This window comes from Streptomyces sp. NPDC041068 (assembly GCF_040647455.1).
In the GTDB taxonomy this organism is placed as follows: domain Bacteria; phylum Actinomycetota; class Actinomycetes; order Streptomycetales; family Streptomycetaceae; genus Streptomyces.
In genome coordinates, this window is the sequence record NZ_JBEZCG010000012.1 from 80083 (window position 1) to 104567 (window position 24485).

A 24485-nucleotide genomic window follows, 5' to 3' on the forward strand; every position below is an offset into this window, starting at 1 on the left:
ACGGGCTCTGCGGGCAGGTGGAGCGGGCCCCGTGCGGTGTCAGGAGACCGCTCTCGAAGAGCCGATGGATGTCGGCCCGCAGCCGGAGGCCTCTTCGACACGGCGCCCCCGGTCTGTACCGCGAGGCGTGATCAGGTCTCTGACTGCGTCGACCCGCAGTCAGCAGTCAGCAGTCAGCAGTCAGTGGTCAGTAGTCGGGTCTCCCAGAGGGGCCACTCGCCATTCCCGACCGTTGAGCGGTTCAGGCGACACCGTTTATAGGATCGGCAAAGAACGCCTGTCGTGCCTGTTGTCAGGGACCCTGCAGGCGCAAGGATCCCCCGTACTGATCGAATCTGCTCGAATCGATGTGCGGGAGGCCTCAATTGAGAAGGACGCCAGGGACCAGACGGACGGCGGGGCTCGGGGCCGCGGGCGCTCTTGTCGCGGCCACGTTGATAGCCGGTGCCGTCGCGGCCCCGTCCGCCAGCGCCGGTGCCGAAGGCGGTGCCGAAGCCGTCGTGAACAGCGTCTCCGCAGCCTCCTACGGCAAGGACCGCGAAGCCCGTGGCCTCGCCCTCGCCGTTCGGCGTGCCGCGAAAGCCGGTGTCGAGTGGCGGGACTGCCCCGCCGATTGGGGCCTTGAGAAGCCCATCCAGTGCGGATGGGTCACCGTCCCCCTCGACTACACCAAGCCGGACGGCAGGAAGATCAAGATTGCTGTTGACCGCATCAGCAGCACCGGCACCAAGGACGAGCGGCAAGGCGCCCTCCTCTACAACCCCGGCGGCCCCGGCGCCTCCGGGCTCCGCTTCCCGCGGCGCGTCGTCACCAAGAACAAGCTGTGGGAAAAGACCGCCAAGGCCTACGACTTCGTCGGCTTCGACCCGCGCGGCGTCGGCCGCTCGGCCCCTGTCTCCTGCGTGGACCCGCAGGAGTTCGTCAAGGCGCCCAAGCTCGACCCGGTCCCCGACAGCGAGGCCGACAAGCGCGTCCAGCGCAAGCTCGCCGCCGAGTACGCCGACGGCTGCCAGGAGCGCAGCGGCGATCTGCTCCCGCACTTGACGACGCTCGACACCGCCCGCGACCTCGATGTCATCCGTGCCGCGCTGGGCGAGAAGAAGCTGAACTTCCTCGGGGTCTCCTACGGCACCTACCTCGGCGCCGTCTACGGCACCCTCTTCCCGACCCACGTACGCCGCATGGTCTTCGACTCCGTGATCAACCCCCGTACGGACAAGATCTGGTACGAGATCAACCTCGACCAGGACGTGGCCTTCGAGAAGCGCCTCGTCGACTGGATGACGTGGGTCGCGAGGAACGACGCCGCCTTCCACCTCGGCGACACCTACGACAAGGTCCGCGCCCAGTGGGACAAGCTGCGGGCCACCGCGAAGAAGCAGCCCCTCGACGGCGTCGTCGGCCCGGCCGAACTGCACTCCTACTTCCAGAACGCCCCCTACTACGACTCCTACTGGGTCGAGATCGCCACGAACTGGAGCAAGTACGTGGCCGGCGACCCCAAGCCCCTCGTCGCTGCCGCGAGCCCCGACATGGCCGACACCGCGGGCAACATCGCCCAGGAGAACAGCAACGCCGCCTACACGGCCGTCGAGTGCGCGGACGCCAAGTGGCCCCGCAGCTGGAAGAAGTGGGACCGCGACAACACCCGCCTCCACGCGAAGTACCCCTTCTTCACCTGGGGCAACGCCTGGATGAACCTGCCCTGCGCGACCTGGTCGAGCAAGCAGCAGCGCCCGCTGGAGATCCACACCCGCAAGGGTCTGCCGAAGACGCTGATCGTCCAGTCCACCCGCGACGCGGCCACCCCGTACCCGGGCGCCGTCGAACTGCACAAGCGCCTCAAGGGCTCCCGCCTGATCACGGAGAGGGACGCCGGCTCGCACGGCATCACCAACATCCCCAACCCGTGCCTCAACGACCGTGTCGACAGCTACCTGTTGACCGGCAGGCTGGACGCCTCGGACGTGACGTGCGAGCCGCACGCCGCCCCGAAGCCGTAAGGAGCCATACCGGGCCTCAGGACTCCCGCCCCGCCAGCCAGCCGTCCTCCGCCGCGTAGTCGAAGAGGTCGACGCTCGGACCGTAGTTCGCGGCCATCTTCGGGAACGCCTCGCGCCAGTCGCTGCCCCGCAGCCGTTCGACGAGCCAGCCGACAGTCTCCTGCAGGCTGTCGGCGTACGTCGTCACCGCGCGGTAGCCCAACTCCCGCTCCGCGGCCGACATGTCGTAGACCACGGGGTGGTCCGCCGACCAGGGCGTGACGCCGACGTTCGGGGCGGGGGCGTCTCCCGGAACCGTCACCGTCTCGACCGTCCCGCTCGGAACGTCCATCACCGCGTCGATCGCCGCCCCGATCTGAGCGACCGTGGGGGCCTCGGGGTCACCCGCGTTCAGCACCCGGGAGCCGGGCCGCGCGGCGGCCAGCCGTACCAGCTCCGCGATGTTGTGGACGCTGATCGGATGGAACCGGCTCCGGCCGCCGTGGGTCAGCACGCGCGTGTGCCGCCCGTCCAGGTTCCGTTTCACGAAGTAGATCTCGCGGGGCGTGCGGCAGTGCGGTCCGTGGATCGCACCGGCCCGCAGCATCGTCACCGGCAGCCGCTCGCCGAGCGCGAGCAGTTCGTTCTCCAGCGCGACCTTGCGGGTGCCGTACGTCGCCTCGCCGGGCGCCACCGTGCGCTGGGTCTCCGGGATCGGCACGGGGTATTCGGGGAAGCCGTCGGGGTCGTCCTGGGTGTCGAAGCTGCGGCCCTGCTCGTCCTCGTAGATGGCGCCGCTGGAGAGGACCACGGCCGACCCGATCCGGTCGGCGAGGCGCGCGTACTGCCGGGCGTGCTCCGGCGTGAAGGCCACCGTGTCGACCACGAGGTCCACGCCGTCGTCCAGCGCCTCGGCGAGTGCCGCGTCGTCCTCCCGGTCGAGACGTAGCGTCCGTACGTCCTCGGGCCACCCGGCGTCGCGGCCCGCGCCTCGCGACGCCGCCGTCACCGCCCAGCCGTCCTCGGCGAGTGCCCGTACCGTCACGCGCCCTGTCTGTCCCGTCGCGCCGATCACCATCGCGTTCTTCATGATCGGACCGTACGTCCCCGGGGGCGTCCGGGGTGCGGGATCTGCTGACAGCAGAGGCGTCGGCCCAGGGGCGTCCTCAGGTCGGGGACAGCCTCAGCCCAGCTCAGCGGACAGCCTCAGCTCAGCGGCATCCTCGGGAACTTCCGCGGCTCCTTGAGGCCCGCCGCCGCCCGCTCGGCCTCCTCCGCCTTCACGACGGCCGCGTACTTGTCGACGTACTCCTGTCCGGAGAGCCCGAGGATCGCGTACATGATCTCGTCCGTGACGGCCCGCAGGACCGCCTTCTCGTTGTCCATGCCGACGTAGCGGGAGAAGTCGAGGGGCTCGCCGAAGCGGATCGTCACGCGCTTGAACTTGGGGACCTTCTGGCCGGGCGGCTGCGCCTCGAACGTGCCGATCATCGCGCACGGGACCACCGGGACCTGGGCCTTGAGCGCCATCGCGGCGACGCCGACCTTGCCCTTGTACAGCCGGCCGTCGTGCGAGCGGGTGCCCTCCGGGTAGATGCCGAGGAGCTCGCCCTTGCGCAGCACGCCGAGGCCCTCGCGGATCGCCGCCTGGCCCGCCTCCTTGCCGGAGCGGTCCACGGGGATCTGCCCGGCACTGCGGAAGAACGCGGCGGTCAGACGGCCCTTGATGCCGGGCCCCGTGAAGTACTCCGCCTTCGCGAGGAACGTGATGCGGCGTTTGATGATCGCGGGCATCAGGAAGTGGTCGGAGAACGACAGGTGATTGCCCGCGACGATCGCGGCGCCGTTCTCCGGCACATGCTCCAGGCCCTCGATTCTGGGCCGGAACATCAGCCGGAGCAGCGGGCCGAGGATCACGTGCTTGAGCAGTAGGTAGAACATGGCGGCAGCCTTCCCCCTGGTCCCGGTGCCGACGCACAGTAGCCAATCGACGGCGCGGACGCGAGAGCCCGTTCGGGCCCTTGCGCGCGCCCGCGCGAGGGATCCACCGGCGCGGCGGCTCGACGCCCGGCACGGACGGAGGGTGCTCTGGCCTCTCCCCGACGTCACCGTCCGTTCCCGGAGGTCACCGATGCGCCCGCTCACCGTCACAGCCGCCGCCCTGCTCGCGCTCGCCGCCGGAGCCCCCGCCGCGCAGGCGACCGCGGAGATCCCGCCCCCGCAGCGCGGGCTCTTCCTCACGGTCTCGGGAGCGGACAACACCTGGATCCGCGGCGTGCTGCTGCGCTGCGTGCCCGAGCCGTCGGGGCCCCATCCGCAGGCGGCCAAGGCCTGCGAGGCGATCGCTCTGGCGAAGGCGGACCTCGACGAGCTGCCCGACGACCCGCACGCCTGCACCAAGGAGTTCGACCCGGTCACGGTGAGCGCTACGGGAACGTACCGGGGCCGGATGATCGGCTGGCACAAGACGTACCCGAACGCGTGCGTGATGGACGCGGACACCGGCTATGTCTTCCGGTTCTGAGTCGGCGTATCCCTGCCGATGTCTCCGCACGACTGTCGCGCGGCACGGCACTCACGTGGTGCGCGACAGGGCACCTACGTGGTGCGCGACAGGGCCGTTACGTGGTGCGCGACAGCACCATCGCCAGCGTGATCAGGCCGAGCACGACCCAGCCGAACCACAGCCAGCCGTTGCTTCCGAGCGTCACCGTGTAGGCCGTCACCATGACGAGGCCTCCGATGGTGAACGCACCCATGGTCTTCGTGGAACCGGGCATCGCTCAGCCTCCTCCCGGCAGCCCTGTGCGCACATGCGCCGCGGCTGCGGTCCGAGGACCATCGTCCCCCGTGGAACCCGGTTGCCGCTAGCGTCCGCGTGCGGCCAGTGAGGCCAGATAGGCGTTGTACTCCTCGAGTTCCTTGTCGCCGTCGCGGTCCGCGGCGCGGTCCTTGCGCCGGGCCTCGCGCTCCTCGGACTTGCGCCACTGGAAGAGCAGGGCCACCAGGACCACCACGGACGGGATCTCGCTGAAGGCCCAGGCGATGCCGCCCGCCGCCTCCTGGTCGGAGAGGGGATCGATGCCCAGCGAGGCGGGCGGGTGCATGTACGTGCCGATCATCGGCTGGGTCGCCATCATCAGGGCGATGCCGAAGAACGCGTGGAACGGCATGCCCGCGAACAGCTCCAGCATCCGCATCACATAGCCGGGACGGTGCGGCCCCGGGTCGACGCCCATGATCGGCCAGAAGAAGACCAGGCCGACGGCGAGGAAGTGCACCATCATCCCGATGTGGCCCGCCTTGGACTCCATCAGGGTGTCGAAGAGCGGCGTGAAGTAGAGCGCGTACAGGCTCGCGATGAAGAGCGGGATCGTGAACGCGGGGTGCGTGATGATCTTCATGTACCGGCTGTGCAGCAGCCAGAGCAGCCACTCGCGCGGACCCTTGCTGCCGCGTGCCGCCACCGGCAGCGCGCGCAGCGCCAGCGTGATCGGCGCGCCGAGCAGCAACAGGATCGGCGACAGCATGCTGATGATCATGTGCTGCACCATGTGCACACTGAACATGACCATGCCGTAGTCGTTCAGCTTGGTGCACATCACCAGGAGGATGGTGAGGATGCCGAGCACGAAGGAGATCGTGCGGCCCACCGGCCACTTGTCACCGCGCCGCACGAGCCGCACCACGCCCCACCCGTACAGGGTGAGGGCCACCAGGCAGCTGATGAGGAAGAAGGGGTCGGCCGAGAGTTCGAGGCCTCGCCCCAGCGTGAACGGCGGCAGATCCATGTTCATGCCGTGCCCGCTGTGATCCATCCAGTGGCTCCTGATTCGTGCGGATTGTGCGACGTGTTCGGCACCAGAGTAGAACTGCCCCCGGCCGCTGACGCGACCGGGGGCAGATAGTTCAACAGGTGATGACTTGGCCGCCGTGCGGGCGGATTTACAGGACCGGACTTACAGACCAGTCCTACAGTCCAGAGCTACAGGACCGGACTTACAGGGCCGGACCTACAGACCAGAGCTACAGGACCGGACCTACAGGACGCACTCCGCTTCGGCGTACCGCTCGTCGGGCACGGTCTTCAGCGTCTCGACGGCCTCGGCGAGCGGCACCATCGTGATGTCCGTGCCGCGCAGCGCGGTCATCTTGCCGAACTCGCCGCGGTGCACGGCCTCGACGGCGTGCCAGCCGAAGCGGGTCGCGAGCACGCGGTCGTACGCGGTGGGGGTGCCGCCGCGCTGGACGTGCCCGAGGATGACCGGGCGCGCCTCCTTGCCCAGGCGCTGCTCCAGTTCGAGGGAGAGCTGGCGGGCGATGCCGGCGAACCGCTCGTGGCCGTAGACGTCCTTGCCGCCCTCGTCGAACTCCATGGAGCCCGCGCGGGGCTTGGCGCCCTCGGCGGCCACGACGATCGCGAACTTCTTGCCCGCGGAGAAGCGTTCGCCGACCTTCCGCGCCAGCTCCTCGATGTCGAAGGGGCGCTCGGGGACGACGATGGCGTGCGCGCCCGCCGCCATGCCGGAGTGCAGGGCGATCCAGCCCGTGTGACGGCCCATGACCTCGACGATGAGGACGCGCTGGTGCGACTCGGCGGTGGTCTTGAGCCGGTCGAGGGCCTCGGTCGCGACGCCGACGGCGGTGTCGAAGCCGAAGGTGACGTCGGTGACCGCGATGTCGTTGTCGATGGTCTTGGGCACTCCGACGATGGGGAGACCCGCGTCCGACAGGAGCCGGGCCGCCTTCAGCGTGCCCTCGCCGCCGATCGGGATGATCGCGTCGAGGCCGAGCTCGGCGACGTGCCCCTTGGCGCGCTCCACGCCGTCCCGCAGATGCGCGGGCTGCACGCGCGAGGAGCCGAGAATCGTTCCGCCGCGGGCGAGGATGCCGCCCACCGCGTCGAGGTCGAGCTTGCGGTAGTCGCACTCCAGGAGGCCTTTCCAGCCGTCGTGGAAGCCGATGACCTCGTCGCCGTGGTCCGCCACCGCGCGGTGCACGACGGAGCGGATGACGGCGTTCAGTCCGGGGCAGTCGCCGCCGGAGGTCAGGACACCAATGCGCATAGCCCGGAATACCTTTGCAACGTGGGCCGATGACCGGACCACGTCGTCCGGTGGGATTCCCGCCACCCTATAGGCGCCGGGGGGCCGCACCGCACCGGGCGTCCGAAGGCTGGACGCCCCCGCTCACATGTGCGGGCGGGGCGTCAGGCGGGCCTTCGGACGGGGGTGTTACGCGGGCTGCTGGGCGGCGTTGATGCGTTCGTTGCGCAGGGCCTCGTACCACCGGTCGTCCGTCGGGGGCAGCGCGTTCACATCGAGGGCCAGCTTGAGCAGCAGGTCCGCGATGAGCGGGTTGCGGGCGAGGACGGGGCCGTGCATGTACGTGCCGAAGACCGTGCCGTTGTAGGCGCCCTCGGTGCCGTCGCCCGTGCCGTTGCCCCGGCCGAGCTGGACGCGGGCGAACGGGCGCGCGGACGGGCCCACGTGCGTGACGCCCTGGTGGTTCTCGAAGCCGGTCAGCTGGGGCAGGCCGAGCTGCGGGTCGATGTCGGCGAGTACGTCTCCGACGCACCGCTCGCCCTCGCCGCGCGTGGAGACCACGTCGAGCAGGCCGAGGCCCGGCTCGCGCTGGCCGAGGTCGTTGATGAACTCGTTGCCGAGGATCTGGTAGCCGGCGCAGACCGAGAAGACGATCGCGCCGTTGCCCACGGCGCGCTGCAGGCCGCCGTCGCGGCGCAGCCGCTCGGCCGCCAGGCGCTGCGGGCGGTCCTCGCCGCCGCCGATCAGGTAGATGTCGCCGGAGGTGGGCACCGGCTGGTCGCTGCGCACGTCGTAGCGCTCGACCTGGAGGCCGCGCTGGCGGGCGCGGCGCTCCACGACCAGGGCGTTGCCCTGGTCTCCGTACGTGCTCAGCAGGTCGGGGTAGACCCACACCAGCCGCAGGCTGTTGTCGCTCATGCTCATTCGTCCCTACAAAGGTCTTAAGGGGCCGGTGGGGTCAGTTGCCGACGCGGCGGCGCAGGTCCTGGAACGCGGTGTAATTCGCGATCGTCTCGATGCGTCCCGGCGGGGCGAGCTGCACCGCTTCGTCGACGCTCTCGCAGACGCGGAAGTCCAGGCCCGCGACCTCCAGACGCACGGCGAGGTCCAGCTTGCGGTCGCCGAGGACGAAGATCGGGTGGCCGGCGAGGCGGGTGTAGTCCACGTCCCACAGCCAGGAGGTGTCCGTGCCGTCCGCGCCGCGGGCGTTCACGGAAAGGATCACCGGGGTCGGCGGCGGGTCGATCAGCGAAAACGTTTCGAGCCAGCCCGCGGGGTTCTTCGCGAGGAGCAGACGCAGATCGCGGCCCTGGAACTGCACGACGTCATAGCGCCCGGCGACGGCCTGCACCTGGTACATCCGCTCCAGGGCGACCTGCGGCGGCACGCCGAAGACGGCGGCGACGGCGGCCGACGAGGCGGCGTTGGCTTTGTTGGCGCGGCCGGGCAGCTGGAGGTGGATCGGCCAGGCCGAGCCGTGCGGGTCAAGGACGTGGTCGCCGGAGAGCACCCAGCTGGGCGCGGGGCGGCGGAAACCGCACTCGCCGCAGAACCAGTCGTCCCCGGGGCGCTGCATGACGCCGCCGCAGGACGGGCACGACCAGGCGTCGTCCTTCCACTCCTGGCCCGCGGCCACCCACACCACGTTCGGCGAGGAGGAGGCCGCCCAGACGACCAGCGGGTCGTCGGCGTTGGCGATGACGACGGCCTTGGAACCGGCCAGGCCCTCGCGCCACTTCTCGGCGAGCATGCGGGTCTCCGCGGCGCGGTCCAGCTGGTCGCGCGAGAGGTTCAGCAGCGCGATCGCCTTCGGGTCGACGTCACGGGCGACGCCCGCGAGGTACTTCTCGTCGACCTCGATCACGCCGAACCGCGCGTCGGAGCCGCCGGCGAGAGCCGAGGTGATTCCGGCAGGCATGTTCGCACCGAGGGCGTTCGACACGACAGGGCCGCTGGCCCGCAGCGCCTCCGCGATCAGACGCGTGGTGGTCGTCTTGCCGTTGGTGGCCGACACGAGGACGACGTCCAGGTGCGTGGCGAGCCGTCCGAGCAGCTCGGGATCGAGCTTGAGGGCGACCTTGCCGCCGATCACCGATCCGCTGCCTCGTCCCGCAGCGCGCGAGACCGCCGCGGCCGCCTTGCCCGCCGTCACGGCCAGCTTGGCCCGCGGCGACAGCGGGTCCGTGTTGCCTGACATCTGTCGAGATCCTCCTTGCGTACGGCGCCGCGCCTGCCCCCGGCATCGTTTCTCTGCTCAGCCTATCGAGATCCACTGACAAGCCCGAATCACGGCACCACCTCGATGCCGCTCCGCCACCTGGACCGTACTCTTGCCGCCATGCGACACGGCTCTATCCCGGGCGCCTCGGGGCGCGTACGACCCATGACCCTGCTCGGTGACCCCGTGCTGCACACGGCCTGCGAGGACGTCACCGACTTCGGGCCCGAACTGGCGGGCCTGGTCGAGGACATGTTCGCGACGATGTACGCCGCGAACGGCGTGGGCCTCGCCGCGAACCAGATCGGCGTGGGGCAGCGGGTGTTCGTGTACGACTGCCCGGACGACGAGGACCTCCGTCATCTCGGGTACGTGGTCAACCCGAGGCTCGTCGAGGCGGACGGCGTGACGGTGCGCGGCCCCGAGGGCTGCCTCTCGCTGCCCGGCCTCGAAGCGGGCACGCCGCGCTTCGACCACGCCGTGGTCGAGGGCGTCGACGTGCGCGGCGAGCCGGTGGACGTGCACGGGACGGGCTGGTTCGCGCGCTGCCTCCAGCACGAGTGCGACCATCTGGAGGGCCGGGTCTACACCGACCGCGTCACGGGCTGGCGGCGCCGCAGGGTGCTGCGGGCCGCCGCCAAGGCCTCCTGGAACGCCTGAGGCCCTCCTCCTGGGGCGCCTCAGGCCCTCCTGGGACGTCTTGAGAGCCTTTCGGGAAGCCCGATGGTCAGAAGCCGGGGCCGCCGACGCGGTTGCCCGCGGCCGCGAGTCTGCCCCACAGCAGATCGGCCAGGCTGCGCACCAACTGCGCGCGCGGGCACGGCCGTTCGCCGAGCCACCAGTCGCCGGCCGCGTGCATCATGCCGACGATGCCGTGGCCCCAGACCCGGGAGAGTTCGGCGCTCTCCGGGCCGAGGTCGACGCGCTCCTCGATGACCTCGGCGAGCTCCTCGCCGAGGCGGCGCAGCAGGGGAGCGGAGTGCAGGCCGACGTCGAAGCCCTGCTCGCCGGGTGAGGGCGATTCCGACGGATGCATCAGGAAGCGGTAGACCTGGGGGCGTGCCTCGATCGCCGCGAGGTAGGTGTCGAGCGTCGCCTCGACCCGCTCCCTGCGCTCGGCGGGGGCGTCCAGGGCGGCGCGCAGGGCTTCGAGCAGCGCGTCGGTGTGCCGCTTGGCGAGTGCGGCGTACAGGCCGCCCTTGTCGCCGAAGTGGCGGTACAGGATCGGCTTGGTGATGCCCGCTTCCGCCGCGATGGCGTTCATCGAGGCGCCGGGGCCGTCGCGGAGGACCACCCGGTCCGCGGCCTCGAGCAACTCCCGACGCCGGTGCTCGGCGGACCGCTGCTGATCGGTCCGCTGCGTGGTCTCCATGGTTTCTCCCCGCCCGTGCTGAATCGGTGACGCACGCGCAACGTAACACCCGGGGGCCTGTGCGCATCGAACGGGCTGCCGGGAGTTGACATCGACTACTGGCCAGTAACAGACTTCGGTTACCGCAAGTAACGCCCGCAGTTGATCGCAGGTCCTGGAGGGGTCATGGCCGAGTTCACCATGGAGCTCAACGACGAACAGAAGGAGGTCCGGGACTGGCTCCACGGGTTCGCCGCCGATGTGATCCGCCCCGCGGCCGCCGAGTGGGACGAGCGCGAAGAGACCCCTTGGCCCATCATCCAGGAAGCGGCGAAGCTCGGGATCTACTCCCTCGATTTCTACGCCCAGCAGTTCTTCGACCCCTCGGGCCTCGGCATCCCGATGGCGACCGAGGAGATCTTCTGGGGCGACGCCGGCATCGGCCTGTCCATCATGGGCACCGGCCTGGCCGCCGTGGGCGTGCTCGCCAACGGCACCGAGGAGCAGATCGGCACCTGGATCCCGCAGATGTACGGCGACGTGAACGACGTGAAGGTCGCCGCCTTCTGCTCCTCCGAGCCGGACGCCGGATCCGACGTGGCGGCCATGCGTACCCGCGCCGTCTACGACGAGGCCAAGGACGAGTGGGTGCTCAACGGCACCAAGACCTGGGCGACCAACGGCGGCATAGCCAACGTCCACGTCGTCGTCGCGGTCGTCGACCCCGAGCTCGGCTCCAAGGGGCACGCCTCCTTCATCGTCCCGCCGAACACTCCCGGGCTGGCGCAGGGGCAGAAGTTCAAGAAGCACGGCATCCGCGCCTCGCACACCGCCGAGGTCGTCCTGGAGGACGTACGCGTCCCGGGCCACTGCCTGCTCGGCGGCAAGGACAAGCTGGACGAGCGCCTCGCCCGCGCGCGGGAGCGTGCCAAGAGCGGCGGCGAGCGCGTGAAGAACGCCGCGATGGCCACCTTCGAGGCGTCCCGCCCGGCGGTCGGCGCCATGGCCGTGGGCACGGCCCGTGCCGCGTACGAGGAGGCACTGGAGTACGCCAAGACGCGGACGCAGTTCGGGCGGCCGATCATCGACAACCAGGGCGTCGCCTTCCAGCTGGCCGACATGCGGACGCAGATCGATGCCGCCCGGCTCCTGGTGTGGCGCGCCTCGTGGATGGCGACCACCGGCAAGAAGTTCGAGTCGGCCGAGGGCTCCATGTCGAAGCTGTACGCGAGCGAGGTCGCCAAGAAGGTCACCGCGCAGGCCGTGCAGATCCTCGGCGGCAACGGCTTCACCCGCGAGTACCCGGTGGAGCGCATGCACCGTGACGCCGCGATTTACACCATCTTCGAGGGCACGAGCGAGATCCAGCGCCTGGTCATCGCGCGCACCCTGTCGGGCATGCCGATCCGCTGACGGCCACCGCCCGCGCGGCCGGACCCGACCGCGCGGGCAGTGTTGCACGTGAAACATCCGCCCTTGTCGCTTTAGCGGTGAGGGCGGATGTTTTGTGTGTAGCCCTCCCGCAGGGGGCCGCCGAGGAGGCCGAGCACTTGCCCGACGGCCTCCGCCAGGAGCGCGGGGTCCGCGTGTTCGGCCACGGCCCGGTGGCCCTCCAGCAGGGCCTTGCCCCGCCGCGGGTCCGCTTCGAGGAGCCTGCGGGGCAGCCATTTGCCGATGCCCGTCCAGCCGCCGTGATGGGCGATCAGGAGGTGGGCCGCCTCGCGCAGGGTGAAGTCGGCGAGGGCGAGCTGCTCGTACCGCTCGTCCGGCGCCGTGTCCGTGAGGTCGTCCATGAAGCAGGTGAGGACGTAGCGCCCGCGCTCCCACTCCGCCTCGGTGAGCGGCGGAGGTCCCTCTGCGAGGATCGCCCGTGCCTGTTCGCGCAGGGAGGGCAGGACTCCGTGGGGATCGGCGAGGGGCAGGCCCTGGTCGTAGATGAAGAGGATGGTGCCCCGGCGCAGGAGCCGGTCCCTCTCGAAGTGCTCCGGGACGTCCGCCACGGTGTGCAGGAAGAGCTCGGCCAGGCGGCCGCCGTGGCGCACCACCTCGCGGCGGCCGGTCTCTCCCTCCGGGAGGAGGACGGCCACGTCCAGGTCACTGGTCGGGGTGGCCCGGCCCAGGGCGGCCGAGCCACCGAGCACGACGCCCAGGGCCTGCGGGAAGCGGTCCTCGACCAACGCCAACGCTTCGGCGGCCGGGGTGACTTGATCACTCATGGAGGGCCATCGTGCCAGCCTTCCCGCGCCGCTGCGGGGGCTCGGGCCGGTTCTGTCGGGGCGCTCAGACCAGTTTGTCCTTGTACGCGATGTTGGACCGCCGGTCGCCTTCCACTCCGGAGGCGAAGCCGAAGGTCAGACGGGGGCTGTAGCCGCCGGGGGCGGTCGCGTCCGGGACGAGCATGATGTTCATGCCCTCCGGCTCGCGGAAGGTGAGGCTCTTCAGGGCGCGGGTCAGCTCCTTCTGGGTCGCGCCGGTGTTGAGGTCGAGGCGGGTGATGTAGGTGTTGCCGGTGTCGTCCGTGTTGCCCGGACCGCCGTTCTTGTAGGCCTCGCCCTCGTAGATGTACATGGACGAGCCGTAGAGGCAGAACCCCTGCGCCACCGGCGGCTTGTAGAGGCCGGCGCGGTGGGCGAGCGGGGTGCCCAGGGGTGCGGCCACCGCTGTGTCCAGGTCCCAGACGGCGCACTGCTGGGTGCCGCCGCGGTCGAAGCGGACCAGGAGCCTGCGGTGGTGCATGTCGACCACGGGCCGGGGCGCGGTCAGGGTGGCCCCGGTGCCGGGGAGCTTCGCCGGGTCGGGTGTGCGGTCCTTGAACTCCATGGCCGTGCGGTCGGCCGCGTCGTCCCAGTGGAAGCTGCGGGGCGGTTGGTCGGCGGGCGGGCCGAGGTACTTGATCCGGCAGATCCTCGTGCCGAACCCGGTCTTGCCGTCGGGGGCCTTGGAGTCGTACTCGATCCAGAGGTAGGGCGGGCGCCCGGCCGCCGTGGGCTCGACGCCGATCTGCGCGCCGTGCCCGAAGCCCCGTAGATACATCCGCCCGATCTTGGTGGCGCCGTCCGCGCTGAGCGCGGTGATCGCGATGTCGCCCTCCTTGAGTCGCGTCGCGTAAGGGACGCCGTCGCCCGGGTTGTACATGACCTGCGCGACGTACCAGCGCTTGTTGAGGTGGTCGTAGCCCGCGCACTGCATCACGGTCGGACACCAGGTCGGCCGGTGCATGAACACCGGGTCCGAGGGGTCGGTCAGGTCGAAGGCCTTGGACGTCGGCAGCGCGAGCGGTGCGGCGGCGTGTGCGGTGGCGTGTGCGGCGCTCCCGGCCAGGCCCGCGCCGGTCAGCGCGGCCGTGGCGGCGGCTCCCGAACCGAGGCGTATGAGATCCCTGCGGCTGAGGTGTTCCCCCATCATCTGCCCTTTCGAGTAGGGAAGTTGGGTGTGACGGGGGAGAGCGTAGAGGGAGAAGGAGCCTCATGGGACAGGCCGGACGGGCTCGATGAGGCAGGCCGGACGGGCCCGCGCCGTGTTGATTGACAGGTAAGTTTGCAAGTTTACCTGTCTATCTCGTACGGTTGCGGCATGAGCGAACACTCTGGTGAACCCCTCCCCGAGCAGGTCGCCACCGACCTCGCGAACGTCGTCGGACGCCTTGCGCGGCGGCTGCGCGGCGCGTCCCCGGCGGGCGGGCTCACGCCTTCGCAGCGCTCCGTCCTCTCCCGGCTCGACCGCGGGGGCCCGGCCACCACCGCGGCCCTGGCCCGCGCCGAACTCGTACGGCCCCAGTCGATGCGGATGATCGTGGGCGCGCTGGAGTCCACGGGGCTCGTGGGGCGGGCCCCGGACCCCGACGACGGGCGTCAGTCCGTCGTGTCCGTGACCGACGAGGGCCGCCGCACCCTCGCCGACGCGCGTGCCGCCAAGCAGGGCTGGCTCTCCGTGGCCATCACCGACGAGTTCGCCCCCGAGGAACGCCGCCAACTGGCCGACGCCATCGCCCTCTTGGAGCGGTTGGTGCAGAAATGAGGGTCGCGTTCGTCGCGCGTGGCGACCCGGTGGCGGGGGGCAGGGCCGGTTTCGGGGCGCGGCTCACCGCGCCCCTGCTCCTCGGCTCGCTGCTCAACCCGCTCAACACCACGATGATCTCCACCGGCCTGGTGGCGATCGGCCACGACTTCGGTGTCGGCCCCGCCGACACCGCATGGCTCGTCTCCGTCCTCTACCTCGCGAGCGCCGTCGCCCAGCCCGTGCTCGGCAGGCTCGCCGACGGCATCGGGCCGCGCCGGGTCTTCCTCGCGGGACTCGTGGTCGTCGCCGCGTCGGGCCTCGTCGGGGCGCTGGCCCCAGGCTTCGGCTGGCTGCTGGTCTCCCGGCTGCTGCTCGGCATCGGGACGTCCGCCGCGTACCCGGCCGCGATGGCCGTCCTGCGCGACGAGGCCACGAGGCTCGGCCGTCCGACCCCGCGCACCGTCCTCGGCCGCCTCTCCTTCGCGGCCCTCGGCAGCGCCGCCATCGGGCCGACGCTCGGCGGGCTCCTCGTGGCGGCCGCGGGCTGGCGTGGCATCTTCGCCGTCAATGTGCCGGTGGCGATCGTCGCGTACGCGAGCGCCCTGCTGTGGATACCCAAGGATGTGCCGCGGGACGAGGTGGCCGAACGGGACGGTCCGGGCAGGAGCCGGGCGGACGGAAGCCGGGCCGACAGGAGCCGGGCGGGCAAGGGCAGTTCGGGTGGACTCGACCCGCTCGGGATCCTGCTCTTCAGCGGTGCGCTGAGCTGTCTCGTCGTCTTCCTGCTCGACCTGCGCGACCCGATGTGGTGGTTGCTCGCCCCCGTCGTCGTGCTCGCCGCCGTGCTCACCTGGTGGCAGCTGCGGCACCCCCGGCCCTTCATCGACCTGCGCATGCTCGGCGCCAACCACGCGCTCGCCCGCACCTATCTGCGGCACGGCCTCAGTTATCTCGTCGTCTATTGCGTCATGTACGGCTTCACGCAGTGGCTGGAGGAGAGCCGCGGTCTCTCGTCGCTGGACACCGGACTCGTCATGCTGCCGATGTCCCTTGCGGCACTGGTCTGTTCACTGCTCGGGGCGCGTACGAAGGGTATCCGCGGGCCGCTGACGGTGGCCGCCGTACTCCTCGCCGCCGGCGGCGCGCTGCTGCTGTTCACGACCGGGTCCACGCCGCTGGCCGTGCTGCTCCTGACGGGCGCGTGCTTCGGCATCCCGCAGGGGCTCATCGGGACCGGCAACCAGGCGGCCGTGCAGCAGTTCGCGCCCGCCGACGCCATCGGCTCGGCCGCGGGGCTCCAGCGCACCGCCCAGTACGTCGGGGCCATCACGGCTTCGGGACTCATCAGCCTTGCCTACGGCAGGCGGGCCGACGACGCGGGGCTGCACCTCATGGCCGGCGTCGGCGCCGTCCTGGCGGTGGCGCTGGTCGTGCTGACCGTCACGGACCGTGCGCTACGGACCGGCGGAAAGACCTCACAAGAAAGGCAACTCCCATGACCGCAACCGTTCTTGACCCCACCACCGCCCTCGTTCTCGTCGACCTCCAGAAGGGCATCACCGCACTGCCCACCGTCCACCCCTCGCAGCAGATCGTCGAGCGGGCGGCCGTGCTCGCCGATGCCTTCCGTGAGCGCGGCCTTCCCGTGGTCCTGGTACGGGTGACGGGGGGCGCCCCCGGACGCACCGAAGCCCCCGCGCGCGGGGGCGAGCCGCCCGCGGACTGGGCGGAGCTCGTGCCCGAACTCGGGCGTGGGGACGGCGACATCGTCGTCACCAAGCAGCAGTGGGGCGCCTTCTACGGCACCGACCTCGATCTGCAGCTGCGCCGCAGGGGCGTCACGCACGTCGTGCTCGCGGGCATCGCGACGAGCATCGGGGTGGAGTCGACCGCCCGCGCGGCGCACGAGCACGGCTATCACGTGACCGTGGCCGTCGACGCCGTGACCGACCTGGACGCCGACGCGCACCGCAACAGCGTGGAGAAGATCTTCCCGAGGCTCGGCGAGACGGACACGGCGGAGGCCATCGTCAAGTTGCTCGGCTAGGAGTCCGGCGGCTGTCGGGCGGGCGCCTGCCTACGGCTGGTACACGTACGGCGTGGTCGTGCAGAGCGTCGCGAAGCCGAGGCGGTCGAGGATGGGGCGGCTGTCGTCCGAGGCGTCGACCTGGAGATAGCGGTAGCCGCGCGCGACGGCGATCTCGGCGCGGTGGGCCACCAGCGCGCGGTAGATGCCCTTGCCGCGCCAGTCGGGATCGGTGCCGCCGCCCCACAGGCCCGCGAAGTCGGTGCCCGGGCGGAACTCCATGCGGGCCCCGCACACCGGCCGGTCACCGGCCATGGCGACGACCGCGACGACGTCGTCCGGGGTCTCGGTCAGCTGGGTGAGCACGCGCGCGGCGATGCGCTTGCTCAGCTCGGCGTCGCCCTCTCCGAACGCCGCCACGTGCGCCTGGGCCATGAGTTCGACGCCGACCGCGTCCGTCACCGGGAGCAGCCGGATGCCGTCGGGCAGCGCGGGGCCCGCGGGCAGCGCGGCGGCCTCGGCGACCATCACGGTCTCCACCGGATCAGCCTGGAAGCCGGCTGCGAGGAGGCGGTCGGCGAGGTCGGCGGGGCGGTCGTAGGAGTGCAGCTTCCACTCGAAGTCCCGCCCGGCGTCGGTGTAGTGGCGCAACTGGTCGGCGATCACGGCATCCGCGGTGGACGCGTCGATGTCCGCCCACAGGACACCGTTCCAGTCGTGCGCCGAGCCGGTCACCCGCACGACGCCTCCGGTCCGCTCGACGAGCGTCCCGGGCCCCTCGCTCGCCGCGTCGTGCCGAATCTGCCGGTCGTAGGCGGTCAGTACCGCTTGGTGATCCATGGGGGTCACTTCAGCAGCGGGGGGTGGGGAGGGCAACTGGATTACCGGGCCGCGAGTGCCTTCAGTGGCCCAGCCCCGCCCCGCCGGTGACCGGAAGCACCGCACCGTTGATGTAGGCCGCTTCAGGGGAAGCGAGGAAGTGCACCGCTGCCGCGATCTCGTGGGGTTCGGCCATGCGGCGGGCGGGGATCTGCCCGATCAGGGACTCTCTCTGCTCCGGGGTGAGTTGCTGCACCATGTCGGTGTCGGTCAGGCCGGGGGAGACGACGTTGAACGTGATGTTCCTGCTGGCCAGTTCCTTCGTCATGGAGCGGGCGAATCCGATGAGACCCGCCTTGGACGCGGCGTAGTTCGCCTGGCCCGCCTCCCCGCGCAGCGCCACGGCCGAGGCGATGAATATGACGCGGCCGTTCCGGGCACGGAGCATCGCGCGGTTGGCGCGCTTGGTGACACGGAAGGCACCGGTGAGGTTCGTGTCCAGGACGGCTGTGAAGTCTTCCTCGGAGAGGCGCATCAGAAGCTGGTCCCGGGCGATGCCCGCGTTGGCCACGAGGACCTCGACAGGCCCGTGCTTCTCCTCGATCGCGGCGAATGCTGCGTCGACCTCGTCACCACTGGTGATGTCGCAGCGCACCCCGAAGTGGTCCTTCGGCGCCTCGCCGGAACGATAGGTGACGGCCACGCGGTCCCCGCTCTCGGCGAACCGATCGGCAATGGCACGTCCGATCCCGCGGTTTCCCCCGGTCACCAGGACGGATCGGTTCATACGTGTCTCCTTCATGGTCGGGCTCGGCCCGTTCCTCGCAGGTTCTCGTGCCGCGCGGGGAAGGGCGGACGTGTCGCTGCCAAAGGGCAGTTGAGTGTTGGCTGGTCCTGCCGCGATTCAAGGGAAGCGTATGGCACATGACATCGGGAGCCGTGTCGGCGTCGGTCCAAGCGGTACGGCCCTGAAATGCCGAAGCCGCGGCGTACCGTGTGGTGATCTTCACAGAGACCACTTGACGAGCAGTCATCTTGACGCGCAGTCACCACAATGCCGCTATGCGCATACCAACTGAACTGACCAAGATCGCGGACGGCCTGCACGCATGGCTGCCGGACGGCGCCGGGCGCTGGGGCCTCGCCAACTGCGCCCTCATCTCCTCGGAGGACGAGGCGTTGCTCGTGGACACGCCGTACACCAACGAAATGACGGTCGCCCTGGCGGAGGCGGCGGGGCGCGCAATGCCCGCGGGGGCGACCATCACCAGGATCGTCAACACGCACCCCAACGGCGACCACACCTTCGGAAACGCGTACTTCACCGGCGCCGAGATCATCAGTACCGATCAGAACCTGGAGCGGCTGTGCAGCGAGCCGACGCCGCAACAGACGGCGGCGCTGGTGCACCACACCGCTCCCGACGAACCGTTGGGCTGGTACGCGCGCGAGCACTTCGGCGGTTATGACTACACCGGTCTCGAAGTGGTGCCGCCTACCAGGACGTTCAGTGGTGAACACATCTTGAAGGTTGGATCGACGGAGGTCCGCCTGTTCGAGGCGGGGCCCGCCCACACCGCCGGGGACCTCATGGTCCACCTGCCGGATCAGGGCGTCGTGCTCGCCGGGGACGTGCTGTTCGTGGACGACCACCCGGTGCATTGGCAGGGGCCGCTCGCCGGAGTGATCAGCGCCTGCGAGAAGCTCCTGTCCCTCCGCCCCGAGGTGATCGTTCCCGGGCACGGTCCGGTCGTCGGGCCGGACGCCGTGCGGTCCTACATGGCCTATCTCCGGGAACTCGAAGGGCTCGTCCACGACGGCTATGCCCGAGGGCTGAGTGCCTACGAGGCGGCCTCGGAGATCCTCGCGGCCGGTTTCCACGCACACCTCGGGATTCCCGAGCGCATCGTGATCCTGGCCTCCGTCGAGTACCGGCATCTCGGCGGTGACGGAACGACGGCGCCTCCCACCGTCGAGTTGTTCGGGGGCGCGGCGCGCTGGGCGTACGAACAGTCGCGGCTCGGCGTGCCCGGGTAACTCCTGCTACACGCGCCAGCGGCAGCGAAGCGCAGAGGTGATGAAGCCCGGACCGAAGGCCACTCCGACACCGTTGGTGCCGTCGACGGGCGGTTCCGCGTGGGTGCGTTCGAGGACCCGGAAGATGCTGACACCGCCCATGTTGCCCTCCTCCGTCAAGGTGTCCACGGAGTGCCGGCTGTCGAAAGGCCTCAGGCCCAGCGCATCGGCGACATCGGTGATGATGCGCAGGCTGCCGGGGTGGATGACCGCGAAGTCGACGTCGTGATCCCCGAGCCAGTCCGTGAGGTATGTGAGAGTGGAAGCGGCCGTGGTGGCGGCCTGTTTGGTGGAGTCGAAGTGCATTCCCTCGGGGTCGAGCCGGCCGCGGTACCGGTCGAGGCTGTTCGGCAGCGTGTATTCGAAGGTGTCCTCGATCTCCAGGCCCGGGCCCAACGGAGCGTCGGTGACAACGGCCGCGGCCGCGGCATCCGCGAACAAGGCCTTGTAGATCATCGATTCGATGGTGTCCGCGGCGTGATTGTACGAGCTCGAGAGCACCTCGGCCGCGACGACGAGCACCTTGCTGCCGGGCCGGGCGGCGACGAGGTCCGCGGCCCGGATGAGGGCCTGGGCTCCGCCCGCGCAGGCCGCGGTGGTCAGGGCCACGCGGCGCACCGTTGGCCTGAGACCGAGTCGATCCACGAGGTGGACGTCGAGGTTGGGAACGGCCCAGCCGGTGGTGTGGCTGGTGACGATCGCGTCGATGTCCTGAGGTGCCAGCCCGGCTGCCCCAAGTGCCGCGCCGGCGGCCTGTTCTGCCATGTCGACGGCGTCGTCGAACGCGGTCTGGGTGCGCTCCCGGACATCGGCCGTTCCGTTGACCGTGGGGGAGGAGAGCGGACGTGTGAAGTGGCGGGTCCGAACGCCGCAGTTGTTCACCACACGGAGGATGGCGTTGATCCTGGGGTGGTTGTGGTGGTGAGCGCGTATGTCGTCAGCTATCTCGTCGGTCGTCACTTTATGGGCGCCAAGGACGGTTCTCGGGGTGGAGACAAAGGCTGACATCGGGCACTCCCACGGGGCTGGTCGGGTGCGGGGGGTGCCGATAACGTACTTGACAGTCTTGAAAGTGTCGCCGTTCCGGGGAAGGCCGTCCGGGCCGGGCGTTCAGACGGCGCGCAGCATGGGAGCGCGCGCGTGCCGGCGCTCTGTTCCGGCGTGGAAGATGAGGATGAACAGGCGCGAGCCCGGTGCGGTCATCGGCTGCGCCGCGCAGATCGACACCCAGCCCTGGCCGTGGACCGCGTGCCGCAGCGGACGTTCGTGACCGTCGGGGTGGATCAAGGCGCCGTCGACGTCGTAGAGATGGGCCAGATCGGGATCCGCGAGCACTTCCTTCTCGATGCGGCGCAGGATCTCGTCGTCGGGTCGGGCCGCCAGGGCGGCGCGCAACTGGGGGAGGACCATCGGCGCCCACGCGTTGCGCCAGTCGGTCAGGCATTCACGGCCCTGGCGGTCCAGGAGCATCCACCGCATGGTGTTGGACGGCGGCGTCCGGTCGGGGAACATGTCCGCGAACTGCTTGTTGTGAGCAAGGAGTTCCCAGGAGGCGTCGGTGACGTATGCCATGTGTGTGATGCCGTCGACGGCCTCCTGCCAGACGCCGGGTATCTCCTTGCCGGAGGAGGGGTGGAGGGGGCCGGGCGGGTCCTGGAGCAGGGCGTAGCGACAAAGGGACACCCACTCCTGTTCGTTCAGGCCGAAGAGGCGGGCGACGTCCCGGAGGAGCGATATCGGAGGGTTGGGGTAATTTCCCGACTCCAGCCGGTGGTACGTCCCGAATGTGCGATGCAGTAGTTGGTCGACCTGATGCTGCGACAGCCCCGGAGCGCGTCGGCCCTGCCCTGTGGGGCGGGCGAAGCCGTGTGATTCAGGGGCAATGAGGGCGCGTCGTTCGCGGAGCAGTGCGCGGAGCGCCGTCTTGTTCATGATGGGTAATCCCTCTTGGTGCACGCCGAGTTGGAGCGTGATCAGTCTAAATATTCACATCGGCTTTGGTAGTAAACATTGCCCGAAGAAAACGATCAGTCCCTGCGGCATGATGGAGTGCGCGAGCTCGACGACCTGCAGGTTTGATCGTCGGCGGGCGCGCACGCACAACAGTGGGGCATCTTGTCCGGGGAGCCGGAAAATGGCTGAAATTCCTCGGCATTGGGTACCCCCTAGGCCTATAGGGCCGTTGCGGGAAGCGTGTGGGACGGTTGTTCGTATTCCGATCCGTGTGGTCGGAATCGGGGCAGCGCGGGACCGCGCGGACCTTCTTCCCGCACCGGTTTCGTAGGGCCACCGGCTGCGGTCGGTGCCGTCACTCGCCATTACGTAGCGGCCACGGTACCGACCGCCCGTGGGTTTCCTCCCCGGCCGGATCACGCCGCCGCGATCCGATCCTCCGCCTCCGCCAGGATCTCCGTGACCCGCAGGCCGAACCGCACGTCGCAAGGGTGCGCCACTCCGGTGCGCGCGGCCTCGGCCAGCCCGTCGACCGCCCTTCGGAACGGATCGGTCGGTTCGTCCCACGACGGCAGCACCACCGTGCCGCTCGTGCCGCGCAACTCCACCGTCAGGCCCGCGCACTTCACCGGTGCCGTCAGGCTCAGCGTCGCCGTGCTGGACGCGCCTCCCGCGTGCCGCAGGATCAGATGCGCCGTGTCCCCGGGGCCCGGCGCCGCCGTCACGGCGGTCACATCGCCGAGGACGGGCATCAGCATGGACAGGGCGTGCGGCCCGACGTCCCACAGGCCGCCGCGGCTGGCGCGCCACGGCGAGACGGACGCCGCCGCGCCGCCGTCCGGGGCGTAGAACGAGCCGTACCAGTCCGCGCGGCCCGTGAACCAGCCGCCCGTGGCGGTCTGTTCGTCCAGCCAGGCCGAGGTGACGGCGGCGAAGCGCAGCGTGAAGAAGACCACGGACGCCACCCCGGCGCGCCCGGCGGCCTCGGCAAGCTGCCGCGCCCCGTCCGGCGTCGTGGCCACCGGCTTGTCGAGCAGCAGATGGCAGCCCGCCGCCGCGGCCCGCTCGGCGAGCGGCGCCTGCACGTCCGGCGGCACCGCGAAGGCCACGGCGTCGCTCGCGGCGAACAGTTCGTCCACGTCCGCGTACGCCGTCGTCGCATGCGTGGCGGCGAGCGCGGCTGCTGCCTCGGGGCGACGGCCCCATATGCCGCTGAAGTCGACGTCCGGGTGCAGGGCCAGGCCGGGGGCGTAGGTGGCGGAGGCCCAGGGGCCGGTGCCCACCAGGCCGATGCGGAGTCGGGTCATGGGCGGCAGTATGACCGAAGCCGGCCGCGGTGGACCTCTTGCGGTCGAACTGCCCTTCTCCACAAGGGCAGTTCGATCGTCCGAGACGGGACATCGGTGCGGGATCGTGACGGGCGTGCCGATTCGGGTACAGAGCGGCATGTTCGCCGGGCACATGCCGATTTCCTGATGGTGAATGACCATTCACCCGCTATGGTGAATTTCCATTCACCTCAGGCAGGCGGGGGAGAGTTCATGGAGGCCGTCCCGATATCCGGTGATGCGCGCGGACCGCGCGCGCGGCTGACCGTCCCCGTCCTGGCCTTCGGCGGCACCCTCATGGCCGTCACGCAGACGGTGGTCGTGCCGCTGCTGCCCGATCTGCCCCGGCTGACCGGCAGTTCGCCGGGCGCCGTCTCCTGGCTGGTCACCGCGACGCTGCTGTCCGGAGCGGTCCTCACGCCCGTGCTCGGCCGGGCCGGAGACATGTACGGCAAGCGCCGCGTCCTGCTCATGGCCCTCGGCCTGATGGCCGGCGGCTCGGTGCTCTGCGCGCTCACGTCCGACATCGGACTGCTGATCGCCGCGCGTGCCCTGCAGGGCGCCGCAGCCGCGGTGGTGCCGCTCTCCATCAGCATCCTGCGCGACGAACTCCCGCCCGGGCGCACGGGTTCGGCGGTCGCCCTGATGAGCTCCACCGTCGGGATCGGCGCGGCACTCGGCCTGCCGCTGGCCGCGCTCGTCGTGCAGTACGCGGACTGGCACGTCATGTTCTGGGCGACGGCTGTGCTGAGCGTCATCGGTCTCCTCCTCGTGCGCTGGGTCGTACGGGAGTCGCCGGTGCGCTCGCCGGGGCGGTTCGACACCTGGGGTGCGCTGGGCCTCGCGGCCGGTCTGGTCTGTCTGCTCCTCGCGGTGTCCCAGGGCGGTCAGTGGGGATGGGGGAGCGGCCCGGTCCTCGGTCTGTTCGCGGGCGCCGTCGTCGTCCTGTCCCTGTGGTGGCCGATGCAACTGCGGGCGAAACAGCCGCTGGTGGACCTGCGCCTGGCCGTAGGGCGGCGCGTGGCGCTGCCGCATGTGGCCGCGCTGTTCACCGGATTCGCCTTCTACGCCAACTCGTTGGTGACCGCGCAGCTGGTGCAGGCGCCCGCGGCGAGCGGCTACGGCCTGGACCTCTCGATCGTGGCGACCGGTCTGTGCCTGCTGCCCAACGCCGTCATCTTGCTGGTGCTCTCCCCGGTGTCGGCCCGGGTGTCGACGGCGCGCGGCCCTCGGATCACCCTCGCCGTCGGCACCGTGTTCATGGCGGTCGGATACGTCGTACGCATCATCGACAGCCGGGAGTTGTGGATGATCATGGTGGGCGCCGCGATCGTGGCGACCGGGACCACCTTCGCGTACTCGGCGCTGCCCACCCTGATCCTCCGGGCGGTGCCCGTCGAGCAGACCGCGTCCGCGAACGGCGTGAACGTCCTGATGCGGACGATCGGACAGAGCGTCTCCAGTGCGGCGGTCGCCGCCGTGCTCGTCCGGCACACCTCGGTCGTCGAGGGCGTGCAGGTCCCCACCCTGGGCAGCTATCAACTGGCGTTCGCCCTGGCCGGAACGGTCGCGCTCGTCGCGTGCGTCATCGCCCTGGCCATACCCTCGGACACGGCACCGGACGGCGAGCGGCCGATCGCCGGGCACGGGGGTTCCGCCCAGGAGACGGCTCTGGAGGGAACGTGACC

Annotated in this window: 24 protein-coding genes; 9 read left to right on the forward strand and 15 right to left on the reverse strand. The window is 70.4% G+C overall.

Translation table 11 applies throughout. The features are described 5' to 3' along the window. Window positions 1-347: 347 nt before the first annotated feature. Entirely contained in the window at window positions 348-2003 is a 1656-nt protein-coding gene (locus AB0B50_RS27015; RefSeq protein WP_362337096.1) for an alpha/beta hydrolase, read from the forward strand. Window positions 2004-2019: 16 nt separating this feature from the next. Here the strand turns inward: AB0B50_RS27015 and AB0B50_RS27020 are convergent, their stop codons facing one another. Beyond that, complete coding sequence (locus tag AB0B50_RS27020; protein WP_362337774.1) at window positions 2020-3060, reverse strand: NAD-dependent epimerase/dehydratase family protein; 1041 nt, start codon at window positions 3058-3060, stop codon at window positions 2020-2022. Between the two features lie 128 nt (window positions 3061-3188). Further along, window positions 3189-3923: a lysophospholipid acyltransferase family protein gene (locus AB0B50_RS27025; protein WP_362337099.1), complete on the reverse strand. Its 735-nt coding sequence runs from the start codon at window positions 3921-3923 to the stop codon at window positions 3189-3191. Window positions 3924-4113: 190 nt separating this feature from the next. Between AB0B50_RS27025 and AB0B50_RS27030 the strand changes: the two genes are divergently transcribed. Next, on the forward strand, window positions 4114-4506 hold the full coding sequence (locus tag AB0B50_RS27030) for an SSI family serine proteinase inhibitor (protein WP_362337102.1): 393 nt from the start codon (window positions 4114-4116) through the stop codon (window positions 4504-4506). Window positions 4507-4603: 97 nt separating this feature from the next. Here the strand turns inward: AB0B50_RS27030 and AB0B50_RS27035 are convergent, their stop codons facing one another. The 5 genes from AB0B50_RS27035 to AB0B50_RS27055 all read right to left on the reverse strand — a co-directional run bounded on the left by AB0B50_RS27035 (window position 4604) and on the right by AB0B50_RS27055 (window position 9224). Continuing rightward, entirely contained in the window at window positions 4604-4762 is a 159-nt protein-coding gene (locus AB0B50_RS27035) for a hypothetical protein (RefSeq protein ID WP_362337105.1), read from the reverse strand. 87 nt (window positions 4763-4849) lie between these two features. Then, complete coding sequence (locus AB0B50_RS27040) at window positions 4850-5800, reverse strand: cytochrome c oxidase assembly protein (RefSeq protein WP_362337108.1); 951 nt, start codon at window positions 5798-5800, stop codon at window positions 4850-4852. A 222-nt stretch (window positions 5801-6022) separates the two neighbouring features. Continuing rightward, window positions 6023-7048 carry a 6-phosphofructokinase gene (locus tag AB0B50_RS27045; RefSeq protein ID WP_362337111.1) on the reverse strand — a complete coding sequence of 342 codons (1026 nt, stop codon included), beginning with the start codon at window positions 7046-7048 and terminating at the stop codon, window positions 6023-6025. A gap of 168 nt (window positions 7049-7216) precedes the next feature. Next, entirely contained in the window at window positions 7217-7945 is a 729-nt protein-coding gene (locus tag AB0B50_RS27050; RefSeq protein ID WP_055697248.1) for a glutamine amidotransferase, read from the reverse strand. A 40-nt stretch (window positions 7946-7985) separates the two neighbouring features. Then, window positions 7986-9224 (reverse strand): MurT ligase domain-containing protein, encoded by a 1239-nt coding sequence (locus AB0B50_RS27055; protein WP_362337114.1) that lies wholly within the window; start codon window positions 9222-9224, stop codon window positions 7986-7988. A gap of 141 nt (window positions 9225-9365) precedes the next feature. Here AB0B50_RS27055 and def point away from each other — a divergent pair, with 141 nt between their 5' ends. Then, window positions 9366-9905: a peptide deformylase gene (def, locus tag AB0B50_RS27060; protein WP_362337116.1), complete on the forward strand. Its 540-nt coding sequence runs from the start codon at window positions 9366-9368 to the stop codon at window positions 9903-9905. A 67-nt stretch (window positions 9906-9972) separates the two neighbouring features. On the opposite strand, the gene AB0B50_RS27065 is transcribed toward def, so the two are convergent. Then, window positions 9973-10617 (reverse strand): TetR family transcriptional regulator, encoded by a 645-nt coding sequence (locus AB0B50_RS27065; RefSeq protein WP_362337119.1) that lies wholly within the window; start codon window positions 10615-10617, stop codon window positions 9973-9975. A gap of 165 nt (window positions 10618-10782) precedes the next feature. Here AB0B50_RS27065 and AB0B50_RS27070 point away from each other — a divergent pair, with 165 nt between their 5' ends. Then, window positions 10783-12009, forward strand: a complete 1227-nt coding sequence (locus AB0B50_RS27070) for an acyl-CoA dehydrogenase family protein (RefSeq protein WP_362337122.1) — start codon at window positions 10783-10785, stop codon at window positions 12007-12009. 71 nt (window positions 12010-12080) lie between these two features. Here AB0B50_RS27070 and AB0B50_RS27075 read toward each other — a convergent pair whose 3' ends face one another. Both AB0B50_RS27075 and AB0B50_RS27080 read right to left on the reverse strand, forming a co-directional pair. Next, window positions 12081-12812, reverse strand: coding sequence for a nucleotidyltransferase domain-containing protein (locus AB0B50_RS27075; protein WP_362337125.1), 732 nt, complete (start codon window positions 12810-12812; stop codon window positions 12081-12083). Window positions 12813-12876: 64 nt separating this feature from the next. Continuing rightward, on the reverse strand, window positions 12877-13998 hold the full coding sequence (locus tag AB0B50_RS27080; RefSeq protein ID WP_362337128.1) for a hypothetical protein: 1122 nt from the start codon (window positions 13996-13998) through the stop codon (window positions 12877-12879). A gap of 171 nt (window positions 13999-14169) precedes the next feature. Between AB0B50_RS27080 and AB0B50_RS27085 the strand changes: the two genes are divergently transcribed. From AB0B50_RS27085 to AB0B50_RS27095, 3 genes are read left to right on the forward strand one after another with little or no spacing between them, the layout of a single operon-like run. Next, window positions 14170-14613, forward strand: a complete 444-nt coding sequence (locus tag AB0B50_RS27085; RefSeq protein WP_362337131.1) for a MarR family transcriptional regulator — start codon at window positions 14170-14172, stop codon at window positions 14611-14613. Beyond that, window positions 14610-16094, forward strand: coding sequence for an MFS transporter (locus tag AB0B50_RS27090; protein ID WP_362337133.1), 1485 nt, complete (start codon window positions 14610-14612; stop codon window positions 16092-16094). The genes AB0B50_RS27085 and AB0B50_RS27090 overlap by 4 nt, the downstream gene beginning before the upstream one ends. Next, window positions 16091-16642: an isochorismatase family protein gene (locus tag AB0B50_RS27095; RefSeq protein WP_362337136.1), complete on the forward strand. Its 552-nt coding sequence runs from the start codon at window positions 16091-16093 to the stop codon at window positions 16640-16642. The genes AB0B50_RS27090 and AB0B50_RS27095 overlap by 4 nt, the downstream gene beginning before the upstream one ends. A 30-nt stretch (window positions 16643-16672) precedes the next feature. Here the strand turns inward: AB0B50_RS27095 and AB0B50_RS27100 are convergent, their stop codons facing one another. Then, entirely contained in the window at window positions 16673-17461 is a 789-nt protein-coding gene (locus AB0B50_RS27100; RefSeq protein ID WP_362337139.1) for a GNAT family N-acetyltransferase, read from the reverse strand. 61 nt (window positions 17462-17522) lie between these two features. Continuing rightward, a complete protein-coding gene (locus AB0B50_RS27105; protein ID WP_362337142.1) occupies window positions 17523-18227 on the reverse strand; it encodes a beta-ketoacyl-ACP reductase in 705 nt (234 codons plus the stop codon). Between the two features lie 275 nt (window positions 18228-18502). Between AB0B50_RS27105 and AB0B50_RS27110 the strand changes: the two genes are divergently transcribed. After that, entirely contained in the window at window positions 18503-19477 is a 975-nt protein-coding gene (locus AB0B50_RS27110) for an MBL fold metallo-hydrolase (RefSeq protein ID WP_362337145.1), read from the forward strand. A gap of 6 nt (window positions 19478-19483) precedes the next feature. Here the strand turns inward: AB0B50_RS27110 and AB0B50_RS27115 are convergent, their stop codons facing one another. The 3 genes from AB0B50_RS27115 to AB0B50_RS27125 all read right to left on the reverse strand — a co-directional run bounded on the left by AB0B50_RS27115 (window position 19484) and on the right by AB0B50_RS27125 (window position 22776). Next, window positions 19484-20524: a 3-oxoacyl-[acyl-carrier-protein] synthase III C-terminal domain-containing protein gene (locus tag AB0B50_RS27115; RefSeq protein ID WP_362337148.1), complete on the reverse strand. Its 1041-nt coding sequence runs from the start codon at window positions 20522-20524 to the stop codon at window positions 19484-19486. Window positions 20525-20626: 102 nt separating this feature from the next. Beyond that, the gene (locus AB0B50_RS27120; protein ID WP_362337151.1) at window positions 20627-21448 is read right to left on the reverse strand and encodes a helix-turn-helix domain-containing protein; all 822 of its coding nucleotides are present in this window, start codon (window positions 21446-21448) and stop codon (window positions 20627-20629) included. Window positions 21449-21885: 437 nt separating this feature from the next. Then, the gene (locus AB0B50_RS27125) at window positions 21886-22776 is read right to left on the reverse strand and encodes a Gfo/Idh/MocA family oxidoreductase (protein ID WP_362337154.1); all 891 of its coding nucleotides are present in this window, start codon (window positions 22774-22776) and stop codon (window positions 21886-21888) included. A 234-nt stretch (window positions 22777-23010) separates the two neighbouring features. Here AB0B50_RS27125 and AB0B50_RS27130 point away from each other — a divergent pair, with 234 nt between their 5' ends. Further along, complete coding sequence (locus tag AB0B50_RS27130; RefSeq protein ID WP_362337157.1) at window positions 23011-24483, forward strand: MFS transporter; 1473 nt, start codon at window positions 23011-23013, stop codon at window positions 24481-24483. Window positions 24484-24485 lie beyond the last annotated feature (2 nt).